Here is a 22,475-nt window from a genome sequence, read left to right as displayed (position 1 = left end):
AAAATGTATCAAAACATATTATGTTTTAAAGGAACGTGGAGAAAATACCAACAACGTGTTTTAGATAAGTACTATGATTATAAAAGAGATGGGAAAGTTCATATAGTTGCAGCTCCTGGTTCTGGGAAAACAACCTTAGGAATAGAATTAATACGTTTAATGAATGAACCTTGTATTGTATTAGTACCAACTATTACAATTCGTGAACAATGGATTCATCGTATGGAGGAGGCATTTTTAAAAGAAGGTGTCGTATCATCGGATGTGTTATCACAAAATCTAAGAGATATGAAGTTAATTACAGTAACTTCCTATCAAGCAATTCATAGTGCAATGAAACAATACAAAGGAACATTGATTGAAGAATGTGATGAAGATATTTCTTATCAAGAAGAAGTTGATTTTGAAGGATTTGACTTATTAGCAGAAATTAGTAAAAATAAAATAAAAACGATTTGTTTGGATGAATGTCATCATCTAAGAAATGAATGGTGGAAATCACTAGAAGATTTTAATAAACAAACAAAACTAAGTTATACTATTGCACTAACAGCAACACCCCCATATGATTCATCCCCAGAAATGTGGTTACGTTATATGAAAATGTGTGGTCAAATAGATGAAGAAATAACGGTACCAGAACTAGTGAAAGATGGCAACTTATGTCCACATCAAGATTATGTTTATATTAACTATCCAACCAAAGAAGAACAAGCAAAACTAAAAGACTTCGAGAATGCTAGAAAAGCGTTGATGGAAGAGTTCATGGCAGATGAACAGTTAGAAAAAATAATAGTATCTCATGATATATTTAAAAATACGGTAGATATGGATAAAATACTTGATAATCCTGCGTACTTATCCTCTTTACTTATTTATATAAACCATAAGAATCATAAAGTACCTAGAAATTATAGAAAATTATTAGGATATACACATTTAGAAAAGATGTCAGAAAAATGGTTAGAAATACTATTACAAAACATGCTTTATCAAGATACAGAATCCTTTTCTATAACAAAAGAAGAACAAGAAAAATATATAGCAAAATTAAAAACATATGGTCTAATTGAAAATCGCAAAGTTACACTAGTATCAAAACCAAGTATAAAAAAAGGACTTGTTCGTTCAATAGGAAAGTGTGAAAGTATAAAAGATATTTGTTTCTATGAATATAGTAGTATGAAGGAAAAACTAAGGCTATTAATTTTATGTGATTATATAAAAAAAGATTATTTACAAGCAATTGGTAATAAAGAATTAGAAGTACATGCATTGGGTGTTATCCCAATATTTGAATTGTTAAGAAGAGAAAATGAACAAAGAAAAACAAATGTAAAATTAGGAGTATTATGTGGAAGTATTGTAATTATCCCAAATCAAGCCAAAGAAAGATTACTAGAATTAGTTGATAAAAAAGATAAAATATCATTTAATTCATTAGGGAAACTAGGGGAAAGTAGTTACAATGAGGTGAAGATTCGAGGGGATCGTCATTGTTTAACAGAGATAGTGACTAAACTTTTTGAGGAAGGGGAAGTAGAGGTATTAATTGGAACAAAGGCATTATTAGGAGAAGGATGGGATTCACCTTGTGTCAATTCTTTAATTCTAGCAAGTTTTGTAGGAAGTTTTATGTTAAGTAATCAAATGCGTGGTAGAGCAATTAGAAGCTATGTAAGAGATCCAAATAAAACAAGTAATATATGGCATCTTGCTTGTATTGAAAAAATACAACAAAATGTAGAAGATTTTGTAGCAAATGATGATATGGAAACATTGGTAAGAAGGATGGAACACTTCTTAGGGTTACACCGCTCCTTAAACGTGATAGAAACGGGAGTAGAACGAATCATGGATGTAACGAAGTTCAATCAAACAAAAGGACAAACAAAACGTTTTAATAATGAAATGTTAGAACGATCTTCTAAACGAGAAGTATTGTTAAAAAGATGGCAAGAAGCTCTAACAATAGCAAATGATATCGAAATAAACCAAGAGGTATCTGTAAAAAACAAGGTATTAACTTCATTTTTTTTAGTAGATTTTATAAGAGTATTTTTATTTTCAGTAGGTTATACTATTTTAATAAATATTGAATTTAATGTCCTACTTTCTACATTTTCAGTCACTAAAGAGTTTTGTTATTTATTAGTTGGTATTACCGCTTTTATGGCACTTATTTATTATTTGTTAGTAATAAAGCAGTTTATTTCTTTAGGAAGTCCAGTTCGTTCTTTAGGAAGTATTGGTAAAGGCATAAGAAAAGCATTAGAACAAAGAAGTTTATTTGAGTCCTCTATCAATCGAGTAGAAGTTACTTCAACACCTCTAGCATCAAATATTTATTTAAAAGGTGGAACAGGACAAGATCAAGCATTGTTTTCTAAAAGTGTAGCAGAATTTTTTGAAACAATAGATAATCAACGATACATTTTATATTCTAAAAAACATAAAAATAATGTCTATGGATATTTTGCAATACCAGATATCTTTTCAAAACGCAAAGAGGATGCTGAAATGTTTGCAAAATCAATGACTCCTTATATTGGAAAATATGAAGTTATTTATACAAGAAATAGTGAAGGACGTAAAATCTTGTTAAAAGGAAGAAAGAAAGCTTTTTCTAATAAACAAGAAAGAAGTATCACAGGCAAGCGAGTAAAGGGTGCTTTGGAATAGCTGTTCATTTATGTTGTGGCAAGAAACGAAGCATATAAAAAGGAGTATTCATCTAAACAATGAATGCCCCTTTTATGTTTATAAGTTATTATATTCTTCTTTTTTGTAACCAATAAGAATAGATGATCCATCGATTAAGATAGGTCTTTTTACTAACATACCATCACTTGCTAGTAAATGTAATTGTTCTTCTTCACTCATTAAAGGTAACTTATCTTTTAGACCTAACTCACGGTATTTGATACCTGATGTATTAAAGAATTTTTTTAGTGGATAACCACTCATTTTGTATATTTCTAATAACTCATCAAAATTAAAAGCCTCTTCTACAATATGTCTTTGTGTAAAATCAATACCCTTTTCTTCTAAATGTTTTCTAGCTTTTATGCAAGTAGAACATTTAGGATATAATATAAATGTTTTCATAAAATTCCTCCGATATAAATAGTATATAATATTTATAAAATATTACTAGCTAGATGATTATAAATAATGATGATATTTTAGATTAGCTTGATTACGAAGTGTTTCAAAGATACATAATACATCATAACTATCATCTAATAGTTGATAACATCTAGCATAATCATTTGTAAGATATATGTTTTCAAATACTGCTAATTCATAAACCATTTTATTAGAATATGTTTGTAAGTTAATTGTTTCTATTGATTCTAATGTATGAACTTCTAATTCTAAACAAGTGCTAGTACCTTTTATGAAAAGATACCCATTCTCTCCTGATATTTGACCAAAGTTATAAGCATTGGATGTTTTAGAAGCAATGCATGTTGCTTGAAAGTTAGGATATTGTAGTATGGCGACACCAGATGAATCAATCCCATTATATTCTAAGTTAGGATAATAAATACAAGATGTTGGTTTACCAAAAAGATTGATTACAAAATGGAGGTTATAAATATTTAAATCTGCTAATGCTCCTCCAGAAAAAACAGGGTTAAATACATTTGGTACATCTCCATTTAAAAACTCCTTGTATCGAGAAGAATACTTAGAGAAGTTACATTCCACCATATGTATTTTACCAATAGAAGATAATCTTTTTTTCATTTCTAAATAATTAGGTAAATGAATGGTTGTAATTGCTTCGAATAAAAATAACTTCTTTTCTTTTGCAATAGTACGTAAATGATCTAACTCTTTTGTAGTAGAACAAAAAGGTTTCTCACATAGAACATGTTTACCAGCAAGTAGTGCTTGTAAGGCTTGGGGATAATGGAATGAATTTGGTGAAGCAATATAAATAAATTCTATTTCTTGATTGTCTAACATATCTTCTAGAGATGTATAAATAAAAGGAATAGAATACTTATTTGCAAGATACTTAGCAGTTTCTTCTTTCCTAGAATACATCGCTATTACCTCTATGTTTTCATTCTTTGTAGTAGCATCCAAAAATTTGTCCACAATACTACCGGTACCAACTGTCGCTAATTTCATAAAATCCCTCCTAATAATATTATTATAACAATTCATAGTAAATTAACAAGAAAATGCTATTGAATAGAAGAATAACTATGTTACAATGAGGAATAGAGAAAAGGTAGGTGGTTATAAATGAGTCCCGAACAGAAGATAAACAAAGAACAAGAAGATCATTTGCCACCATCCGGGTGCAAATAATCCATAAAAGGAGGAAAGCATGACAAATCGCAAAGAAGAATTAAAAGATCTTTTATTAAAAGGATCAAAAATACGTGTCAAAGAACTAATAGGACATGTCCATCCAGCAGACATTTTAGATTTAATTCATGAAGATGAAGAAAATGCGAAGAATATCTTACAAAATTTACCATCTGATATGATTGCTGATATATTAGAAGAAGCAGAAACAGAAGAACAATATGAATTATTACAATTGTTTGTAGATGATCATCAAAAAGCTATCTTAGAAGAGATGGGTAATGATGAAATTACAGACTTAATAGGGGAATTAGACCCAGAAGAACAAAAAGAATTATTAGATAAAGTTGGTTTAGAAGATAGAGAAGAAATTCAAACCTTATTAGAATATGATCCAGAAAGTGCTGGGGGGATTATGTCAACGGAATACATTGACATATTTGCTAAAAATACAGTACGTAAAACAATAGAGTTTTTACAAACAAATGTTTCAGAAGATGCATCTTATTATTTGTATGTAGTAGATAAAAATAATGTTTTAAAAGGAGTAGTATCATTAAGAGATATTATAACAAGTTCTGATGAAACACCGATGTTATCTATTACGAATACGAATGTTAAAAAGATTTTATATAGTGAAGATCAAGAAGCAGTTGCTAATAAGTTTGTAAAATATGGTTATATCTTAATGCCAGTAGTAGATGAAGAAGATCATTTATTAGGGGTTATTAATTTTGATGATGTAATGGATGTATTAGAAGAAGAAACAACAGAAGATATCCATTTAATGGGGGGGATTAATTCAGAAGAAAGAATCCATTCTACTTTTTTAGAATCCTATAAAAGTCGTGCTCCCTGGTTAATGATTAATTTGTTTACTGCATCTCTTGCAGCATGTGTCGTAAATTATTTTGAAGGAACAATTGAACAAGTAGTTATGCTTGCAACAGTAATGCCAATTGTTACAGCACTAGGTGGAAGTGCTGGAACACAATCATTAACAATTGTAGTTCGTGCCTTATCTTTAGGTGAAATCACGAAAGAAAATGCATTTAAAGTATGTATCAAAGAAATTGGTGTAGGTGTGGTTGCTGGGATTACAGTTGGTTGTATTGCAACAATAGGTGGGTATTTATTTGCGGATAATATCTATTTTGGGATTGTTACAGGGATGGCAATGATTAATAATATGATGATTGCAACAATAGCTGGTTTTTGTGTACCAATGATTTTAAAGAGATGTAATGTTGATCCTGCTTTAGCAAGTGGTATTTTTGTAACAATGGTTACTGATATTTTAGGATTCTTATTTTTCTTAGGTTTTGCAACTATGTTCTTACCAAAATTAATGTAGCTCTTGTAAAAGAGCTTTTTATTATGGTAAAGAAAATGAAAGTATTGCATTAATAAGTAAAAGGTGTTAATAATATAGTATTAAGCATGCAGAGGGGAGAACTTATGTTTAGAATAGGGTTAGATGTGGGGTCTACAACACTTAAGTGTGTTGTGTTAAATGAAAACAATGAAATTATTTATAGCAATTATCAAAGGCATTTTGCACAAATAATAACAAAGACAAAAGAAATGTTAGAAGAAATATCAAACAAATTTCCTGATCAAAAAGAAGTAAGCATTAAAATATCTGGTTCAGCAGGAATGGGTTTTGCGAATACAATGGATATTCCTTTTGTACAAGAAGTATATGCTACAAGACTTGCAGTAAAGACATTATTACCAGAAAGTGATTGTGTAGTAGAATTAGGTGGAGAAGATGCAAAGATTTTATTTTTAGATGGAGTAATGGAAGTGCGAATGAATGGTAGTTGTGCTGGTGGGACTGGTGCATTTATTGATCAAATGGCTACGCTACTAAACATTACCCCTTTAGAAATGAACGAATATGCCAAAGATAGTCAAAAATTATATAGTATTGCATCAAGATGTGGTGTATTTGCAAAAAGTGATATCCAACCATTATTAAATCAAGGTGCTCGTAAGGAAGATATTGCAGCAAGTATCTTTTTAGCGGTAGCGAATCAAACAATTGCAGGATTAGCTCAAGGTAGAGAAATAAAAGGGAATGTTGTTTATTTAGGTGGACCACTTACTTTCTTTTCTAAATTAAGAGAAACATTTGATGAAGCATTGCATTTAAAGGGAATATTTCCTGAAAATTCATTATACTTTGTATCAATGGGGACTGCTTTATATCAAGATGAAAAAGTTTTTGATATGAAACAATTAATAGAAGATATTAGTAATTATAAAACAAGTGGTGGATATAGTAGTTTAGCACCATTATTTAAAGATGAAAAAGAATATAAAGAATTTAGTGATCGTCATGGAATTGATCAAGAAATAGAAACTTTTCCTTTAGTAGGAAAAGCATATATAGGAATAGATGCTGGGTCTACCACATTAAAAGCAGTTGTTTTAGGTGAAGATGATAAATTAGTACATACTGCTTATATGTCAAATAAAGGATCACCAGTATTATTAGTAAAAGATTTTTTAGTTGATTTATATACAAGATTTCCAGGAATTGAAATAGGTGGTCTTGCTACAACAGGATATGGAGAAGAAATAATAAAGAATGCTTTTCAAGGAGATGCTGGGTTAGTAGAAACAATGGCTCATTTTAGAGCTGCAAAAAAATATAATCCAGAAGTAGATTTTATTATTGATATAGGTGGTCAAGATATTAAATGTTTTAAAATAAGAAATCAAGCAATTGATAATATCTTTTTAAATGAAGCTTGTTCTTCTGGATGTGGTTCATTTTTACAAACTTTTGCAGGAGCATTGAATCAAGATATTGCAGATTTTTCAAAATCAGGATTATTTGCTCCAAGACCAGTAGATTTAGGATCTCGTTGTACTGTTTTTATGAATTCTTCAGTTAAACAGGCACAAAAAGATGGGGCGAGTGTAGAAGATATTTCAGCTGGGCTTGCGATTAGTGTTGTTAAAAATGCATTGTATAAAGTAATACGTGTTGCTAATGCGGAATCTTTAGGGAAACATATTGTAGTACAAGGGGGAACTTTCTTAAATAATGCAGTATTACGTGCTTTTGAAAAGGAATTAAATATTGAGGTTACTAGACCTTTGCTTTCAGGATTAATGGGAGCTTATGGAGCTGCTTTATATATAAAAGAAAAGAATATTGAAAAAAGTAATATTTTGACATTAGAACAATTACAAGAATTTAAACATGTTGTAAAATCAGTTACCTGTAATCGTTGTACAAATCATTGTAAATTAACAGTGAATACGTTTGCAAACAATAATATTTTTATAGGTGGTAATCGTTGTGAAAAGCCATTACAGTTAAAAAGTAAAAAAGAAAAATATAATATGTTTGATGATAAAAAAAGATATTTAAGAAAATATGAAAATTGTAGTGGAACAAGAGAAACAATAGGACTTCCTTTCGCTTTAAATATGTTTGAGTTACTACCTTTCTGGCATACGTTCTTTAAAGAATTAGGTTTTGGAGTATATGTATCACCGGAATCTACCCGTGATGTTTATGTAAAAGGACAACATACCATTCCTTCGGATACTGTTTGTTATCCAGCAAAGCTTATTCATGGACATATGGAAGTATTATTAGAACAACAAGTAGATGCTATATTCTATCCTTGTATGTCTTATAATTTAAAAGAAGGAAAAAGTGATAATCATTATAATTGTCCGGTAGTTGCTTATTATCCAGAGGTAGTAAAAGCAAATATTAGTGCAATAGATGATATAAAATATATTCATGATTATATAGGTATTCATCGTAAAAAAGATTTCCCTAAAAAAATACAACTTATATTAGAAAGAGAATTTGGTCCTTTTAATAAAAAAGAAATAGAAAAAGCATGTAAAAAAGCATATCAAGAATATGATCATTATATGCAAAAGATTAGAGATAAAGGGGAAAAATATTTAGCAATTGCAAAAGACAATAATTTACCAATTATTGTCTTAGCAGGAAGACCTTATCATTTAGATTCTGAAATCAATCATGGAATAGATAATTTAGTATGTGATTGTGGAGCAGTCCTAATATGTGAAGATGCGATAAGCCATAAAGTAGATTATGTAAAAACAGAAGTCTTAAATCAATGGACTTATCATGCTAGATTATATTCTAGTGCTAAATATATTGCACAAAGCAATGATCCAATGATAAATTTAGTACAATTAGTATCCTTTGGATGTGGTGTAGATGCGATTACAACAGATGAAGTACGTCATATTTTAGAAGAGAAAAACAAAATCTATACACAAATAAAAATAGATGAAATTACGAACTTAGGGGCTGTAAAAATAAGATTACGTAGCTTGTTTGCAGCAACAGGATTGGAGGATTAGTATGGATAGAGTTGAATTCACAAAAGAAATGAAGAAAACACATAAAATATTAGTACCAAATATGTTGAATGTTCATTTTAAAATATTAGAAAAAATATTTACTAGTTATGGATATACGATGGAAATACTAACGAATACAGATCAAAGTGTCATTGATGAAGGATTAAAATATATTCATAATGATACTTGCTATCCAGCATTACTAACTAGTGGTCAAATGATAAGTGCATTAAAAAGTGGTGATTATGATTTAGAACACACTGCTTTAATCATGTCTCAAACAGGAGGTGGATGTCGTGCTTCTAATTATATCCATTTACTTAGAAAAGGATTAAGAAATGCAGGATTAGGTGATATTCCAGTTATTTCTATTAATATGTCTGGTTTAGAAAAGAATAGTGGTTTTAAGTTATCATTACCGCTTATTAGAAGAATGGTAGCAGCAGCTGTTTATGGAGACTTATTGATGTTATTAAGTAACCAAGTTAGACCTTATGAAATAAAAAAAGGACAAACAGATACTTTATTAGAACAATGGACTGTAAAAATAAGTGAGTTATTTGAACAAAACAAAGGATATTCTCAAAAAGAAATGAAAAAATACTTAAAAGAAATGTCATTATCTTTTGAAGAAATAGAAATAAAAGAAGAAAAGAAAGTAAAAGTAGGTATTGTTGGAGAAATTTATGTAAAATATTCTCCTCTTGCAAATAATAATTTAGAAAAGTTTTTACAAGAACAAGATTGTGAAGTAATGGTTCCTGGATTAATGGGATTTATGTTATTTAAAGTAGATAATCGTATTGAAGATATTAAATTATATGGTGGAAATAAGATAAAAGATATTGTTTGTAAAAAGTTATTTAACTTCCTTACAAAATATGAAACATATTTAATAGAATCATTACAAGGAACAAGATTTACGCCTCCTGGAACTTATCAACACTTAAAAAAATTAGTAGAACCAGTTATTGGTTATGGGTGTAAAATGGGTGAAGGATGGTTACTTACAGCAGAAATGTTAGAATTAGCAGAATCAGGATATGGAAATATCGTATGTGCTCAACCATTTGGATGTTTACCAAATCATATTGCTGGAAAAGGAATGGTTCGTAAAATTGTGAAACAATTCCCGAAAGCAAATATTGTAGCAATTGATTATGATCCAGGTGCTACAAAAGTAAATCAAGAAAATAGAATTAAACTAATGCTTTCTGTAGCAAAAGAAAATTTATAATATTTGGAGGAAATTATGTATATATATTTAGTTCGTCATGGAGAAACTGAACATAACAAACAAGAAATTGTACAAGGGCGAAGTGATATTCCTTTGAATGAAACAGGAAAACAACAAGCAAGAGAAGTACAACCAGTATTTAAAGATAAGAGTTTTGAAGCGATGATAGTATCTCCTCTAATAAGAACAAGACAAACGGGAGATATTTTAATAGAGGAAGCAAAGGTTGATAAAATAGTAGTAGATTCTAGAATTATTGAAAAAGACTTTGGTGTGACAGAAGGAATACCTATTAAAGAAAGGTATTCAAGATATCCCGATGGACATGCACCAGGAGAAGAATCTTATAAAATTGTTCGTAAAAGAATGAAAGAAGCTTTTGATGATTATTGTCAAACGTATCAAAATGATATCTTAGTAGTTAGTCATGGCTCTGCAATAGCAGCTTTAATAAAAGAATTAGATCCTACAAAAAGAGAAGGAAGAATTTTTTTAAAAAACGTTTCTATAACAATAATAAATAGTGAAACATTAGAAATAGAAGCTATAAACTTAGATAACAAAGAAGCAAAAGAATGGTATGAAAAAGCGAAGCATTAAGCTTCGCTTTTATATAGAACACAAGATTCTCTTTCCATTAAGAAACAAGGTAAAACAACACGCATTGGTAAAGAATTCTTTTCTGTTAACAATTGATCGACAATATAAGCTCCATATTGACCCATTTGGAAAGAAGGGGTATGAATCGTAGTTAATGGTGGATCGGTATAATTTGTATCCGCAATATCATCAAAACCAATCAAAGAAATATCTTCAGGTACTCGAATATTGTTTTCCTTTAAAGCACGAAGAGCTCCAATTGCAATCGGATCACTTGCTGCTACAATAGCAGTAGGTAACGTACCTTTTTGAATTAAGTCTAACATCATATTATATCCAGACTCTCTTGTAAAAGATCCATTAATAACATAAGGTTTATATTCAATATCTAACTTTTCACAATTTTTAACAAATAAATCATAACGGACATCGGGATAGATAGTAGATTCATCTAAAAACTCTTGCCCTCCTAAAAAACCAATCTTACGATGATTTAAAGAAGATAAATAATCGATTGTTGTTTGCATAGCTGCTATAAAATCTAAAGAAATAGTAGAATATTGAATAGACTTTGTTTCCATATCAATAAATACTATCTTATTTGTAATAAGAGCTAAATTCTCCATTTCCTCTTTTCCAAATTTCCCCATACAAACCAAACTAGTAATCCCCTTTAGTTTATCCATATAATTAGAATCACTTTTAAAAACACGAGTAGTTAAAATATTATGTTCTTGACAAAACAACTCTACCCCTGTACGAATAGAAAGATAAAAAGGATCTTCCATTTCTTGTTGTAAAGAATACCATTGTAATATCCCCATAGTATATTCATGAGTATTCTTCTTTTGTTTTTTAATGTAGTTAAGTTCATTTGCTGCATCTAATATCTTTTTCTTTGTTTCAATAGGAAGAGTAAGACTCTTATCATTATTTAAAACTCTAGAAACAGTAGAAGAAGAAACGCCTGCTCTTTTAGCAACATCTTTTAATGTGGGCATATAGGACCTCCTTATTATTGATAGTTTTATATAAAAATGATTGAATAAATCATTCAAATTAATTATTTTACTTTCATAAACATTCTAACTCTTTAGTAAAAAATAGTCAATAATTTACTAAATATTATTGTAAAGTTTACTAAATTTTTATATATAGAATAATGGTTGTAAAAAATATCCTTTTATGCTATATTTTATGTAGTTAGATAGAGGTGCGAGATGTTAAGAATCTTTTGTTGTAAGGTGCAACTAGATAAAAGTGGGGGAACGTTTTGCCGAAGATGATATGAAGTTGCGCTTTCATATAAATCTGGTGTTATTTGAGAAAATCAATAATACTGTCATTGCGTTATGTAATGTTGTGCTATCATTGTTAACAGAAGGAACCTTGTTGCAATGATATCATTGCAATTTTTAATTTGAGGAGAATTCTATGGAAAACAAAGTTAGTTATGAAAAAGATGTAATTCAAGTGAAATTACTAAATGTAACCAAGCATCCCTTTTATATTGCAAAGATATTTGCTGTTGTAAGTGATTGTGGGGTAAATGTAGATATGATTTCTAAGGTAACCTTAGAAGATCAAAGCTTAATTGAGTTTACTTGTCATCTAAGAGATGCAGATAAATTGAATAAAGCAATTCAATTACTAAAGCAGGAACATCCTACTTTAGAAATATTTCAAAGTACAAAGTATGCTAAACTTCATGTAGAAGGAACAGCAATGAAAGAGTCTGTTGGAGTTGCAACTAAGTTATTTCATTTACTTGCAAGTAATGATATTACTTTTTATCAAGTAACAACATCCGATACATCCATAACATACTTAGTAGATAAAGATAAAATCGAACAAGCAGTAGCTTGTGTCGAAGGAAGATAAAGGAGAAGAATATGGCATTATTTGAAGGATGCGGGACAGCATTAGTTACACCAATGAATGAAGATTTTAGCGTAGATTATGGAGCTTATGAAAAGCTTGTAAGAAGTAATCTAGAGGGTGGAGTAAAAGCTATTATCGTAAATGGTACGACAGGAGAACCAGCTACTTTAGTAGTAGAGGAAGAACATGAGTTATTAAAATTAGCACTTAAGGTTGCAAAAGGGAAATGCAAAGTAATTGCTGGTACTGGATCAAATGATACAAAACATGCAATTGATCAAAGTAAATATGTAGAGTCTTTAGGAGTAGATGGGTTATTAGTAGTAACTCCTTACTATAATAAAACTTCGAAAGAAGGTTTATTAAAACATTATTTAATGATTGCTGATAGTGTAAATATTCCAATTATTTTATATTGTGTACCAAGTCGTACAGGAATGTTAATTGAAGTAGATACAGTAGTAGAACTTGCAAAACATAAAAATATTGTTGGTATTAAAGATGCTACAGGTAATTTATCTTATGCTTTAGAAATTATGACAAAAACGAGAGATATAGAAGATTTTGTAGTGTATTCAGGAAATGATGATATTATTTTACCAATGATGGCTTCAGGAGCAAAAGGAGTTATTTCTGTTGTTTCTAATGTTTATCCTAGAGAGACACAAATGTTATGCCAACATATATTAGATGGAAATATGGAAGAAGCAAAGAAAATGGCATTAGATATGGATGACTTAAATGATCAATTATTTAGTGATGTAAATCCAATTAATGCCAAAGCAGCATTATCGAAAAAAGGTATTTGTAAAAATATTTTACGTATGCCATTAGTACCAACAACACAAGCAAAAAGAGAAGCGTTATTTGCAGCAATGGATGCATTTGATGCATTAGGGTACTAAGAATGAAAGCGATTGTTGTAGGTTATGGTTTTATGGGGAAGAAGGTTGCCGCAAAAGTTCGTGAACAAGAAGACATGGACTTATTAGCAGTAGTATCTAATTTTTTTGATGAACCAGCACCAGAACCAATGTATGAAAACTTACAAGGGTGTTATGAAGTAGCAGATGTTATTATTGATTTTTCACACCCTAGTAATTTAGATATGGTATTAGAATATGGTTTAAAAAATAAAACAAAGTTAGTTCTTGCAACAACAGGATACAATCAAGATCAATTAAATAAAATAGAAGAAGCTAGTCAAGAAATTGCTATTTTCCAATCTTATAACACATCATTAGGAATTCAAATGGTTACAAAAATATTAAGAACAGTATCAAAAGAATTATATGATAGTGGTTTTGATATTGAAATTATTGAAAAGCATCATAACCAAAAAATAGATGCACCTAGTGGTACAGCTAAATTAATCTATGATGTTATTGAAGAAGAAGTAACAAATACGAGAGCTGTTTATGATCGTAGTCAAACAAGAGAAAAAAGAAAAAAAGAAGAAGTGGGAATTCAAGCAATCCGTGGAGGTACTATCTTTGGAGAACACACAATCGTATTTGCTGGAAAGGACGAAGTAATTGAAGTAACTCATAATGCGTTATCGAAAGAAGTCTTTGTACAAGGAGCAATTAGTGCAGCGAAATCTTTAGAAAATAAAGAGTGCGGTTTATATACTTTGAAAACTTTATATTAGGGAGAGCAATGGTTTTACAAAGAGATTTTATAGAAGTAAAAGGAGATGACCTTTTCATTGATGAAGTATCATCAATAAATTTGGTAAAGGAATATGGTACACCTTTATTTGTAATGTCAAAAGGACATATTTGTTCAAGACTTGATAAATTACAAGAAATGATGACAAAGTATCCAAATACTTTGCCATTATTTGCATCTAAATCATTTAGTTGTTTAGCTATTTACAAACTAGCAAAACAATATGATATAGGTATTGATGTAGTATCATCAGGAGAAATGTCAATAGCATTAAAAGCTGGTTTCAACAAGAAAAAAATTTATTTCCACGGAAATAATAAATTACCTAGTGAAATAGAATACGCTATTAAAAATGGGGTAGAAAACTTTGTTGTAGATAACTTCTATGAAATAGAACTTATCCAAAAATATGCATTACAATACAATGTCATAATACAAGCAACAATGCGTGTCACTCCAGGAGTTACAGCAGGGAATCATGAATATATTCAAACAGGTGCAACAGATACAAAGTTTGGTTTTAGTAGTCATGATGAAACTTATTTAAAAGCAATTCAAGCAGTATTAGATTGTTCTCATATTGAGTTTGTTGGAATACATTGTCATATTGGTTCTCAAATAGAAGATATTCAAGCCTATGTTGATGCAATGCATAAATTTGTACAATTAAGTTATGAGATATATGATACATTTGGAATTGTCATTAAGAAATTAAATGCTGGTGGAGGCTATGGAATAGCCTACACCAAAGAAGATAAACCATTAGATTTTGATCTTATTACAGATACAATCATGGATATTATTACCAAAGGATTCAAAGCAAAAGGCTTTGATGTTCCAATGGTACTAATTGAACCAGGTAGGTATGTAGTTGGGAATGCAGGGGTTACTTTATATACAGTTGGAGCTTATAAAGATATTCCAGGTGTTCGTAAATATATTAGTGTAGATGGTGGTATGACAGATAACATTCGTGTTAGCTTATATGATGCAAAATATGAAGCACTAGTTGTTAATAAAGCAAGTAAAGAAAAGGATACAGTTGTAACAGTAGCAGGGAAAAACTGTGAGTCAGGGGATATTCTATGTAAAGATGTTGCCCTTAGTGATCCACAACCAGGAGATATTTTGGCAATGTTTACAACAGGAGCTTATCATTATTCAATGGCTTCTAATTACAATCAGTTACCAAAACCAGCAGTTGTCTTTACCCATGAAGGAGAAAGCAAAGTAGTAGTGCGTCGTCAAACTTTTGATGATCTATTATTATTTGATGAACAATAACATGGAAGTAATATGTCAAATTGGTTTATTTGAACAAGCCAAAATTCTTAGAGAAGAAGTATTTGTAAAAGAACAAGGATTTCAAGATGAATTTGAATCAAGAGATGCTAGTTGTAAACATGTTGTGTTTATGGAAGAAGAACTACCTGTTGTGGTAGGAAGAATCTATTACGAAGATGACTATGCAATTATAGGTAGAATAGCAGTAGCCAAAGCATATCGTAAATCTCATTTAGGCAAACAAATGATGGAGTATTTAGAAAAAGAAATAAAAAAAGAAGGTTATCATAAAATAAAACTATCGGCACAGGTACAAGCAAAAATATTTTATCAAAAGATGGGGTATCATCAAAAAGGCGAAGAATACTTAGATGAACATTGTCCTCATGTTACCATGTTAAAAGAAATATAGTTTAAAAAGAAGCATGATCAATGCTTCTTTTTTTGGGAGAAAGATATGAAAAAGATGATATTTTGTTTTAATAAAATAGAAATGAGATTATGGATACTATCGATAACTATTATTTTAAGTGTTAATATCTTTCATGGAAATATTCATTATTTATCACTTTTTACAACATTATTAGGAATTACTGGATTGCTTTATTTAGCAAGAGGCAATGTATTAGGACAAATAATAACGGTTGTGTTTAGTATATTGTATGGATATATATCTTATCAATTTGGATATTATGGCGAAATGTTGACATATCTTTGTATGACAGGACCTATGGCATTACTGGCAACAATAGAATGGTTGAAAAATCCTTATCAAGGATCAATAGATGAAGTTGAAGTAGCCAATCTAACAAAACCAAAGTTTCTATGTTTATGTTTTTTGACAATGATAGTAACGATTCTATTTTATTTTGTTTTAAAATATTTTAATACACAAAATTTAATCGTTAGTGTGTTGTCTATTTTTACTAGTTTTATGGCAGTCGGGTTAACTTATTTGCGTAGTCATTATTATGCAATTGCCTATGCATTCAATGATATAATATTAATTATATTATGGTTGCTTGCAACCATACAAAATAGTACTTATCTAACCATGGTTTTATGTTTTTGTGTATTTTTAGTAAATGATTTATATGCTTATTATAATTGGAAAAAAATGAAAGAAAAACAAAAGGATAACAATTAGTCATCCTTTTTTGATAGTTTTGTTAGTTCATTATGAATACCCTGCATTTTATGATCTAGTTTACTAATCGAATTAGCACACTCTGTAAGCTCTAAACGAACACCATCAGGGACACTAGCATCTGTTTTGTATTTCATATGATGTTCTAGACTTGCCCAAAAATCCATTGCGATTGTACGAATTTGTATTTCTACAGGAACCATTTTTGTTTCATCTGCTAAGAATATTGGTATTTCTAAAACAAGATGTAAACTACGATAACCACTAGGTTTAGGGTTTTTAATATAATCCTTTTTAACAAGAAGTGTAACATCATCTTGTTTTGATAATAAATTAGCTACTAAATAAATATCATCCACATAATTACAAATAACACGAATACCTGCTATATCAAATAAATTCTTTTGAATCGCATCCGCATTAACAGGAATATTATTTTTACGACACTTATTAATAATACTTCTAGGTTTCTTTAAACGATAATCCATATGATGAATTGGATTATAATCATAACGTACTGCAAACTCATCATCTAATATTTCTAGCTTTGTTTTAATCTCTTTAATAGCTGCACTATATATTTGTTGAATTTGTGCAAATTCATTAATAGAAGAAAACACTGCTTCATCTAACATTAAGTCAGATAACGACACCTCATAACTATTTCCCATAAAAATTCTCCTCTTTATATGTATAAAATAATTATAATGGTGAAAAATGAACTTGAGGTGAATAGAATGAGAAAATATATTGTAATATGTTTTATAATAATGAATATGCTAACGATAGATGCAGGGAGTGAATCTCCAACTTATACGATTGTAGCAGCAAGTAATAATCAAGAAGATATTGATAAGGCTTATCAAACTAAAAATCAATTGTTGGCAGATTATATAGATTGGTCAAAAGGAGTAGATGATTTATATCAAGTTTGTGCTGATCATACAAATGAATATGATGCTAGTTTTTATAATGGGGAGTATTTGATTGTTCAAGGTGATGGAAATGGAAAAAGCATTCAAGGTACTTTAGAGTTGAACTATTGTAGTAGTAGTCAAGATGTAGTTAAGAAATCATGGTTTTTATCTTTGTTTAGTTAGATCTAATCTAACTTTTTATTTTGAAAAAAAGCATAAAACCAAAAGCATTGTTAATAATTTAAATAGGTAATACATATATTAGAAAGGAAAGAGGTGTACTATGTTAACAAAATTTGATGAACAGTCTCAAAAAGCAATAGTAATAGGCGAAAGCATTGCCTTTGACTTTGGACATCCTAGTGTTGGAAGTGAACACTTATTGCTTGCAATATTAAAAATGACAGATGCAAAATTAACAAATGCATTACAAAAGTACGATGTAGATGATAAAAAAATAGAGGATGATATTATTCGTTTATTTGGACGAAGTGATGATCAACCTTTTTATATGGAATATAGCGAAATAGTACAAGACATATTAGAAAAAGCAATACAATTAGTAAAAGAAACAGCAAGTGATAAAGTATCAATCAATATTTTATCACTAGCGTTATTAGAGTCTAGAGAAAGTGTTGCAATGGAGCTATTAAAGAAATATAAGGTAGATATAGAAGAAATTATTTTTGAAATGAAAGAAAATAGTGACTTAGAATCAAAACTAGATCAAATACCAACCTTAATTAATCTAAACAAAAGAATGAAAGAAAACAAAAAAGAAATAGTAGGAAGAGAAAAAGAAATAGAGCAATTATGTATGATACTTTCTAAAAAAGAGAAAAGCAATGCTTTAATTATAGGACAAGCAGGTGTTGGAAAATCCGCATTAGTTGAAAAACTAGCAATGATGATTAATGAAAAGAATGTAATACCAAGCTTACAAAAAACATTAATTTATGAATTAAACTTATCTGGTGTTGTATCAGGAACAAAATATCGAGGAGAATTTGAAGAGAAACTAAAGAAAATAATTGATAAGGTAAAAGGATTAGATAATGTTGTTCTATTTATTGATGAAATTCATACTATGATAGGAGCAGGAGGAGCAGAAGGTGCTATCGATGCCTCTAATATATTAAAACCATATATTGCTAGAAAAGATATCACCATTATAGGTGCCACTACAACAAGTGAGTATTACCAATACTTTGAACCTGTACAAGCAATGAATCGTCGCTTTAGTATTGTAATGTTACAAGAAAACACTCGTGAAGAAACAAAACAAATTCTCTTACAAAATAAAGCCTATTATGAACAATATCATGGTATCTTATTACCAGATGATTGTTTAGACTATCTATTAGAAACAGTAACACGTTATATGAAAAACAGAACTTTTCCAGATAAAGCAATTGATATATTAGATTTAGCTTGTGTAAAAACAAAATTCTTACAAGCAAAAACAGTAACCAAAGATATCTTAAAACAAACAATCGAAGAGTATACAAAAATAAAGATAGATCAAGAATACGATTATCCTGCCCTAAAAGAATCATTAAAAAAGAAAGTAATTGGGCAAGATTCTATTATTGATACGTTTATTAATCATCTAGCATATCCTAAAAAACAAAGAAACAAACCACAAGGAGTATACTTATTTACCGGTAGAACAGGTGTTGGAAAAACAGAATTAGTAAAACAACTAAGCATATTCATGAATAAACCAATTATTCGATTAGATATGTCTGAATACAAAGACCCAACTTCGCTACAAAAAATATTAGGATCTCCACCAGGATATATAGGATATGAAAAATCTAGTTTGTTTTTAGAAAAGCTGACAACAAATCAAAAATCAATTATCTTATTAGATGAAATAGAAAAAGCCCATCCTGATGTCTTACACCTATTTCTACAAGTATTAGATGAAGGTTATCTAGAAGATAACCAAAAGAGAAAAATCTATTTTCATGACTGTTTGATTATTATGACTGCAAACATATTCCAACAAAATAATGGTTTAGGTTTTAAGAAAACAAAGAAACAAGATAATATTTATCACTATTTTAGTGATGAATTTATCAATCGAATTGACTATACTTTTCAATTCTTTGACTTATCAAAAGATGCAATCTTAACAATTTTACAAAACAATTGTGCTTTTGAATTATCATCAAAAGAACTAGAAAACCTGCTCAATAACTATCAAATTCATCTAGGAGCAAGAGGAGCACTAAGACAATTACAACAATATTTAATACAAAAAGAAGTACTTACTTATCAATAGGATATCTATTTTAGATATCCTTTTTTACTTCTTAGACTAAAAAAGTAACCTGTTAAACAAAAAAGAAGAAATAAAAACAAAAATATGATAAGCTAAATGCGTAAAGGAGGAATTGTTTTGAAAGTTGTAGTAGAAATAAAAGAAGACTTAGAAGAAACAACCGTTCATATTCTTACAAAAGAATATAATGAAGATATAAAAAAACTAGAAAAACAACTAAATGCATATCCTCAATTACAAGAAATAAAAGGATATCTATTAGAAAAAGAATGTTTTTTAAATCTGGATGATGTTTTATTTTTTGAAACAGAAGGTAGAGACATCGTAGCACATACAATAGATAAGGTATACCAAGTAAAATATAAACTATATGAACTAGAACAATTATTACCTGACTTTTATGTTAGAGTATCGAAGTCAGCTATTGTAAATGTGAAAAATATTTATGCTATTAATCGAGACTTAGTAAGAAATGGAATGGTTGAATTTAAAGGAAGTCATAAGAATGTATCGATATCAAGAACATATTATAAAAATTTCCAATATGTTCTAGAAAGAAAGAGGAAATAAAATGAATAAGTATGGTGATAAAATTATAGGGATAACATTAATTATAAGTGCATTGTTATTCTTACTATCAGAATTAGGATATTTGCCTAATTTTGAATTTGGAACAGTAGTAGCAGGAGTTATCTTTGGAGGAATAGGGATTGCAGGGATTTATCAAAGAAACTTTAGTCAAGCTATCTTTAGTTTTTCTTTTTGTTATATTTTTACGTATGAAGCATTATCGATGCCTAGAATATCTTTTCTAGCTTTAATGGTAATAGCAACATTATTAAGTATTGGTGTTTCTTTGATTTTTCCCCAAAAAACAAAGAAAGAAAAAGTACTCTACCAAGATATAAGTGATGATGTATCGATTACATTTGGAGGAGTAGAAAAATATATTTCTTCGAATCACTTTGAAGAAGCAAATATTCATTGTACTTTTGGAGAAGTGAAAGTATATTTTGATCAAACAACGATGTTAATGAATGAAGCAACTGTGAATATAAAAGTAACTTGTGGAGAAGTTAATTTATTTGTACCAAGGAGTTGGAAAGTAGAATCTTCTGTAAAAACATTGTTTGGAGATGTCTCTAAAACAGGTGTTATTGATGATCAAGTATATACACTATATGTAAAAGGAAGTATTACTTGTAGTGAATTACAAATTATTTATATTTAGAGTCTAATTTAGACTCTATTTTTTTTTAGATAACCGTGATAAAATAAAGCAAAGGAAGGTGATACGATGAAATATAGTGCGATTGTTTTATGTGCTGGAAGTGGTTCTAGAACAGGATTAGGTTATAATAAAATGTTTTATCAAAAAGATGGGGAAACAGTCTATCAAAAAACAATGAAACTCTTTTTAAATGATAGTCGTTGTCATCAAATTATTGTTGTTTGTAAACAAGAAGAAATGCCTGAATTTGATGCATTAGTATCTGATAAACGTATCAAATATTGTATCGGTGGTAAAGAAAGACAAGATAGTGTCTATGCTGGACTTCAAGTAGTGAATCAAGAATATGTTTTTATTCATGATGGAGCAAGACCTTATGTTGCTAGAAAAACAATGGATGAATTATGCCAGTGTGTGGAAAAACACAAAGCATGTTTAGTGATGGTTCCAAGTATTGATACATTAAAAGAAGTAGTAGATGGAATTGTGGTGAAAACACCAGCTCGTCATACTATGATGAATGCACAAACACCACAAGTATTTGAGACTAACTTAATCAAGGAAGCTTATCAAAAAGGAAAAGAGAATAACTTTGTTGCTACGGATGATAGTTCTTTAGTAGAAATGTTTACAAACAAGAAAGTGTATGTTGTTGTAGGTGATTATGAAAACAAAAAAATAACAACACCATCCGATTTATAAAAAATAAAATAGAAGGAGTATTGTTTTATGAATTTTGAAGAACGTGTATTAAAACAGGAATTTAAATTAAATGATACGGATGATGAGATTATTGATTATATTAGAAAGAATCGGAGCATAATACATACATTATCAATACAAGATATTGCGAGTGAAGTATATAGTGTACCAAACGCTATTATGCGTTTAGCTAAGAAGTTAGAATATACTGGCTTTGCACAATTAAAAATAATGATTCAACAAGAAAATGAAGAAGCAGGTAAAATAAAAAAGATACCAAATAATGTATCGAAAACAATTGAATTAATTAATTATGATGCTTTATTTCAAGTATCTTTAAAAATGAAGAAATGTAAAACAGTTTATTTTCTAGGAGTAGGAGATTCTATTTATTTTTGTGAAATGATGGCTAATAATTTACGTTGTATCAATAAAAAAGCAGAATATTATCATAACTATCATGAAATAGATTATCGAGTAAGTCATTGTGATCAACAGGATGTTTTGGTATTTATAAGTGCTACTGGAGAAAATAAAAGATTAATAGAAGTAGCTAAACAAGCCAAAGAAAGAGGAGTATGTGTAATTAGTATTACTCATTTTAATAAAAATAGTTTAAGTAGTATTAGTAATAAAGCGTTGTATTTTTGGGGTGAAGAGAGAAGACTAGATGGTTTTAATGTTACGGATAGAACCGGATTAATGATTTTACTTAGAGAGTTAAGTGAAGTATTTTGGAGAGAGTATTGTATTTAAGGGAGCTAAGCTTCCTTTTTTGTGTATAAATACACAAGCAAGTAAGAAGTTTTTTAAAAAATGTATAAAAA

General features: G+C 29.4%; 21 protein-coding genes and 1 riboswitch. Of the genes, 17 read left to right on the top strand and 4 right to left on the bottom strand.

All coding sequences use genetic code 11. The features are described from left to right. Positions 1–3: 3 nt before the first annotated feature. Complete coding sequence (locus LRR82_RS09895) at positions 4–2,682, top strand: DEAD/DEAH box helicase family protein (protein ID WP_249029272.1); 2,679 nt, start codon at positions 4–6, stop codon at positions 2,680–2,682. Positions 2,683–2,760: 78 nt separating this feature from the next. Here LRR82_RS09895 and LRR82_RS09890 read toward each other — a convergent pair whose 3' ends face one another. After that, positions 2,761–3,108: an arsenate reductase family protein gene (locus LRR82_RS09890; protein WP_249029271.1), complete on the bottom strand. Its 348-nt coding sequence runs from the start codon at positions 3,106–3,108 to the stop codon at positions 2,761–2,763. A 57-nt stretch (positions 3,109–3,165) separates the two neighbouring features. Further along, positions 3,166–4,143, bottom strand: a complete 978-nt coding sequence (locus LRR82_RS09885) for a Gfo/Idh/MocA family protein (RefSeq protein ID WP_249029270.1) — start codon at positions 4,141–4,143, stop codon at positions 3,166–3,168. A 202-nt stretch (positions 4,144–4,345) separates the two neighbouring features. On the opposite strand from LRR82_RS09885, the gene mgtE reads away from it, so the two are divergent. The 4 genes from mgtE to LRR82_RS09870 all read left to right on the top strand — a co-directional run bounded on the left by mgtE (position 4,346) and on the right by LRR82_RS09870 (position 10,528). Beyond that, positions 4,346–5,680, top strand: coding sequence for a magnesium transporter (mgtE, locus tag LRR82_RS09880; RefSeq protein WP_249029269.1), 1,335 nt, complete (start codon positions 4,346–4,348; stop codon positions 5,678–5,680). A 104-nt stretch (positions 5,681–5,784) separates the two neighbouring features. Beyond that, positions 5,785–8,691, top strand: coding sequence for an acyl-CoA dehydratase activase-related protein (locus LRR82_RS09875; RefSeq protein ID WP_283162779.1), 2,907 nt, complete (start codon positions 5,785–5,787; stop codon positions 8,689–8,691). Between the two features lies 1 nt (position 8,692). Next, positions 8,693–9,928: a 2-hydroxyacyl-CoA dehydratase gene (locus tag LRR82_RS10910; RefSeq protein WP_283162778.1), complete on the top strand. Its 1,236-nt coding sequence runs from the start codon at positions 8,693–8,695 to the stop codon at positions 9,926–9,928. Between the two features lie 15 nt (positions 9,929–9,943). Beyond that, entirely contained in the window at positions 9,944–10,528 is a 585-nt protein-coding gene (locus tag LRR82_RS09870; RefSeq protein ID WP_249029268.1) for a histidine phosphatase family protein, read from the top strand. Here the strand turns inward: LRR82_RS09870 and LRR82_RS09865 are convergent. Continuing rightward, a complete protein-coding gene (locus tag LRR82_RS09865; protein ID WP_249029267.1) occupies positions 10,525–11,529 on the bottom strand; it encodes a LacI family DNA-binding transcriptional regulator in 1,005 nt (334 codons plus the stop codon). The two genes, LRR82_RS09870 and LRR82_RS09865, sit on opposite strands and share 4 nt — an antisense overlap. A gap of 199 nt (positions 11,530–11,728) precedes the next feature. Beyond that, a riboswitch (Lysine riboswitch) is annotated at positions 11,729–11,904 on the top strand. 58 nt (positions 11,905–11,962) lie between these two features. On the opposite strand from LRR82_RS09865, the gene LRR82_RS09860 reads away from it, so the two are divergent. Genes LRR82_RS09860 through pnuC form a run of 6 tightly spaced genes read left to right on the top strand, consistent with a single transcriptional unit; the run spans position 11,963 to position 16,511 of the window. Next, entirely contained in the window at positions 11,963–12,409 is a 447-nt protein-coding gene (locus LRR82_RS09860) for an ACT domain-containing protein (RefSeq protein ID WP_249029266.1), read from the top strand. An 11-nt stretch (positions 12,410–12,420) separates the two neighbouring features. Continuing rightward, positions 12,421–13,314, top strand: coding sequence for a 4-hydroxy-tetrahydrodipicolinate synthase (dapA, locus tag LRR82_RS09855; protein WP_249029265.1), 894 nt, complete (start codon positions 12,421–12,423; stop codon positions 13,312–13,314). A gap of 2 nt (positions 13,315–13,316) precedes the next feature. Then, positions 13,317–14,060, top strand: a complete 744-nt coding sequence (gene dapB, locus LRR82_RS09850; protein WP_249029263.1) for a 4-hydroxy-tetrahydrodipicolinate reductase — start codon at positions 13,317–13,319, stop codon at positions 14,058–14,060. Between the two features lie 8 nt (positions 14,061–14,068). Beyond that, on the top strand, positions 14,069–15,364 hold the full coding sequence (lysA, locus tag LRR82_RS09845) for a diaminopimelate decarboxylase (RefSeq protein ID WP_249029262.1): 1,296 nt from the start codon (positions 14,069–14,071) through the stop codon (positions 15,362–15,364). A 1-nt stretch (position 15,365) separates the two neighbouring features. Continuing rightward, complete coding sequence (locus LRR82_RS09840; protein ID WP_249029260.1) at positions 15,366–15,776, top strand: GNAT family N-acetyltransferase; 411 nt, start codon at positions 15,366–15,368, stop codon at positions 15,774–15,776. Positions 15,777–15,821: 45 nt separating this feature from the next. Then, positions 15,822–16,511 (top strand): nicotinamide riboside transporter PnuC, encoded by a 690-nt coding sequence (gene pnuC, locus LRR82_RS09835; protein WP_249029259.1) that lies wholly within the window; start codon positions 15,822–15,824, stop codon positions 16,509–16,511. Here the strand turns inward: pnuC and LRR82_RS09830 are convergent. Further along, positions 16,508–17,182 carry a GTP pyrophosphokinase gene (locus LRR82_RS09830; protein WP_249029258.1) on the bottom strand — a complete coding sequence of 225 codons (675 nt, stop codon included), beginning with the start codon at positions 17,180–17,182 and terminating at the stop codon, positions 16,508–16,510. The genes pnuC and LRR82_RS09830 overlap by 4 nt on opposite strands. Positions 17,183–17,248: 66 nt before the next feature. On the opposite strand from LRR82_RS09830, the gene LRR82_RS09825 reads away from it, so the two are divergent. The 6 genes from LRR82_RS09825 (at position 17,249) to LRR82_RS09800 (ending at position 22,404) form a co-directional block, all read left to right on the top strand. Further along, positions 17,249–17,611 (top strand): hypothetical protein, encoded by a 363-nt coding sequence (locus LRR82_RS09825; RefSeq protein ID WP_249029257.1) that lies wholly within the window; start codon positions 17,249–17,251, stop codon positions 17,609–17,611. Positions 17,612–17,711: 100 nt separating this feature from the next. Beyond that, entirely contained in the window at positions 17,712–19,715 is a 2,004-nt protein-coding gene (locus tag LRR82_RS09820) for an AAA family ATPase (protein WP_249029256.1), read from the top strand. Positions 19,716–19,832: 117 nt separating this feature from the next. Continuing rightward, positions 19,833–20,285, top strand: a complete 453-nt coding sequence (locus tag LRR82_RS09815) for a LytTR family DNA-binding domain-containing protein (RefSeq protein WP_249029255.1) — start codon at positions 19,833–19,835, stop codon at positions 20,283–20,285. Between the two features lies 1 nt (position 20,286). Then, positions 20,287–20,946 carry a LiaF transmembrane domain-containing protein gene (locus tag LRR82_RS09810; RefSeq protein ID WP_249029254.1) on the top strand — a complete coding sequence of 220 codons (660 nt, stop codon included), beginning with the start codon at positions 20,287–20,289 and terminating at the stop codon, positions 20,944–20,946. A gap of 66 nt (positions 20,947–21,012) precedes the next feature. Continuing rightward, positions 21,013–21,648 carry a 2-C-methyl-D-erythritol 4-phosphate cytidylyltransferase gene (ispD, locus tag LRR82_RS09805; RefSeq protein WP_249029253.1) on the top strand — a complete coding sequence of 212 codons (636 nt, stop codon included), beginning with the start codon at positions 21,013–21,015 and terminating at the stop codon, positions 21,646–21,648. Positions 21,649–21,675: 27 nt separating this feature from the next. Then, complete coding sequence (locus LRR82_RS09800; RefSeq protein WP_249029252.1) at positions 21,676–22,404, top strand: MurR/RpiR family transcriptional regulator; 729 nt, start codon at positions 21,676–21,678, stop codon at positions 22,402–22,404. Positions 22,405–22,475 lie beyond the last annotated feature (71 nt).

It is taken from the genome of Tannockella kyphosi, assembly GCF_021054785.1.
Lineage (GTDB): Bacteria > Bacillota_I > Bacilli_A > Erysipelotrichales > Coprobacillaceae > Tannockella > Tannockella kyphosi.
The sequence above is the reverse complement of the archived record's forward strand: the minus strand, read 5'-3'. Positions and strand labels throughout refer to the sequence as shown.

Coding starts and splice junctions, on each gene's coding strand:
- LRR82_RS09895 (WP_249029272.1), top strand. CDS start 4: ATGTATCAAAACATATTATGTTTTAAAGGAACGTGGAGAAAATACCAA.
- LRR82_RS09890 (WP_249029271.1), bottom strand. CDS start 3,108: ATGAAAACATTTATATTATATCCTAAATGTTCTACTTGCATAAAAGCT.
- LRR82_RS09885 (WP_249029270.1), bottom strand. CDS start 4,143: ATGAAATTAGCGACAGTTGGTACCGGTAGTATTGTGGACAAATTTTTG.
- mgtE (WP_249029269.1), top strand. CDS start 4,346: ATGACAAATCGCAAAGAAGAATTAAAAGATCTTTTATTAAAAGGATCA.
- LRR82_RS09875 (WP_283162779.1), top strand. CDS start 5,785: ATGTTTAGAATAGGGTTAGATGTGGGGTCTACAACACTTAAGTGTGTT.
- LRR82_RS10910 (WP_283162778.1), top strand. CDS start 8,693: ATGGATAGAGTTGAATTCACAAAAGAAATGAAGAAAACACATAAAATA.
- LRR82_RS09870 (WP_249029268.1), top strand. CDS start 9,944: ATGTATATATATTTAGTTCGTCATGGAGAAACTGAACATAACAAACAA.
- LRR82_RS09865 (WP_249029267.1), bottom strand. CDS start 11,529: ATGCCCACATTAAAAGATGTTGCTAAAAGAGCAGGCGTTTCTTCTTCT.
- LRR82_RS09860 (WP_249029266.1), top strand. CDS start 11,963: ATGGAAAACAAAGTTAGTTATGAAAAAGATGTAATTCAAGTGAAATTA.
- dapA (WP_249029265.1), top strand. CDS start 12,421: ATGGCATTATTTGAAGGATGCGGGACAGCATTAGTTACACCAATGAAT.
- dapB (WP_249029263.1), top strand. CDS start 13,317: ATGAAAGCGATTGTTGTAGGTTATGGTTTTATGGGGAAGAAGGTTGCC.
- lysA (WP_249029262.1), top strand. CDS start 14,069: ATGGTTTTACAAAGAGATTTTATAGAAGTAAAAGGAGATGACCTTTTC.
- LRR82_RS09840 (WP_249029260.1), top strand. CDS start 15,366: ATGGAAGTAATATGTCAAATTGGTTTATTTGAACAAGCCAAAATTCTT.
- pnuC (WP_249029259.1), top strand. CDS start 15,822: ATGAAAAAGATGATATTTTGTTTTAATAAAATAGAAATGAGATTATGG.
- LRR82_RS09830 (WP_249029258.1), bottom strand. CDS start 17,182: ATGGGAAATAGTTATGAGGTGTCGTTATCTGACTTAATGTTAGATGAA.
- LRR82_RS09825 (WP_249029257.1), top strand. CDS start 17,249: ATGAGAAAATATATTGTAATATGTTTTATAATAATGAATATGCTAACG.
- LRR82_RS09820 (WP_249029256.1), top strand. CDS start 17,712: ATGTTAACAAAATTTGATGAACAGTCTCAAAAAGCAATAGTAATAGGC.
- LRR82_RS09810 (WP_249029254.1), top strand. CDS start 20,287: ATGAATAAGTATGGTGATAAAATTATAGGGATAACATTAATTATAAGT.
- ispD (WP_249029253.1), top strand. CDS start 21,013: ATGAAATATAGTGCGATTGTTTTATGTGCTGGAAGTGGTTCTAGAACA.
- LRR82_RS09800 (WP_249029252.1), top strand. CDS start 21,676: ATGAATTTTGAAGAACGTGTATTAAAACAGGAATTTAAATTAAATGAT.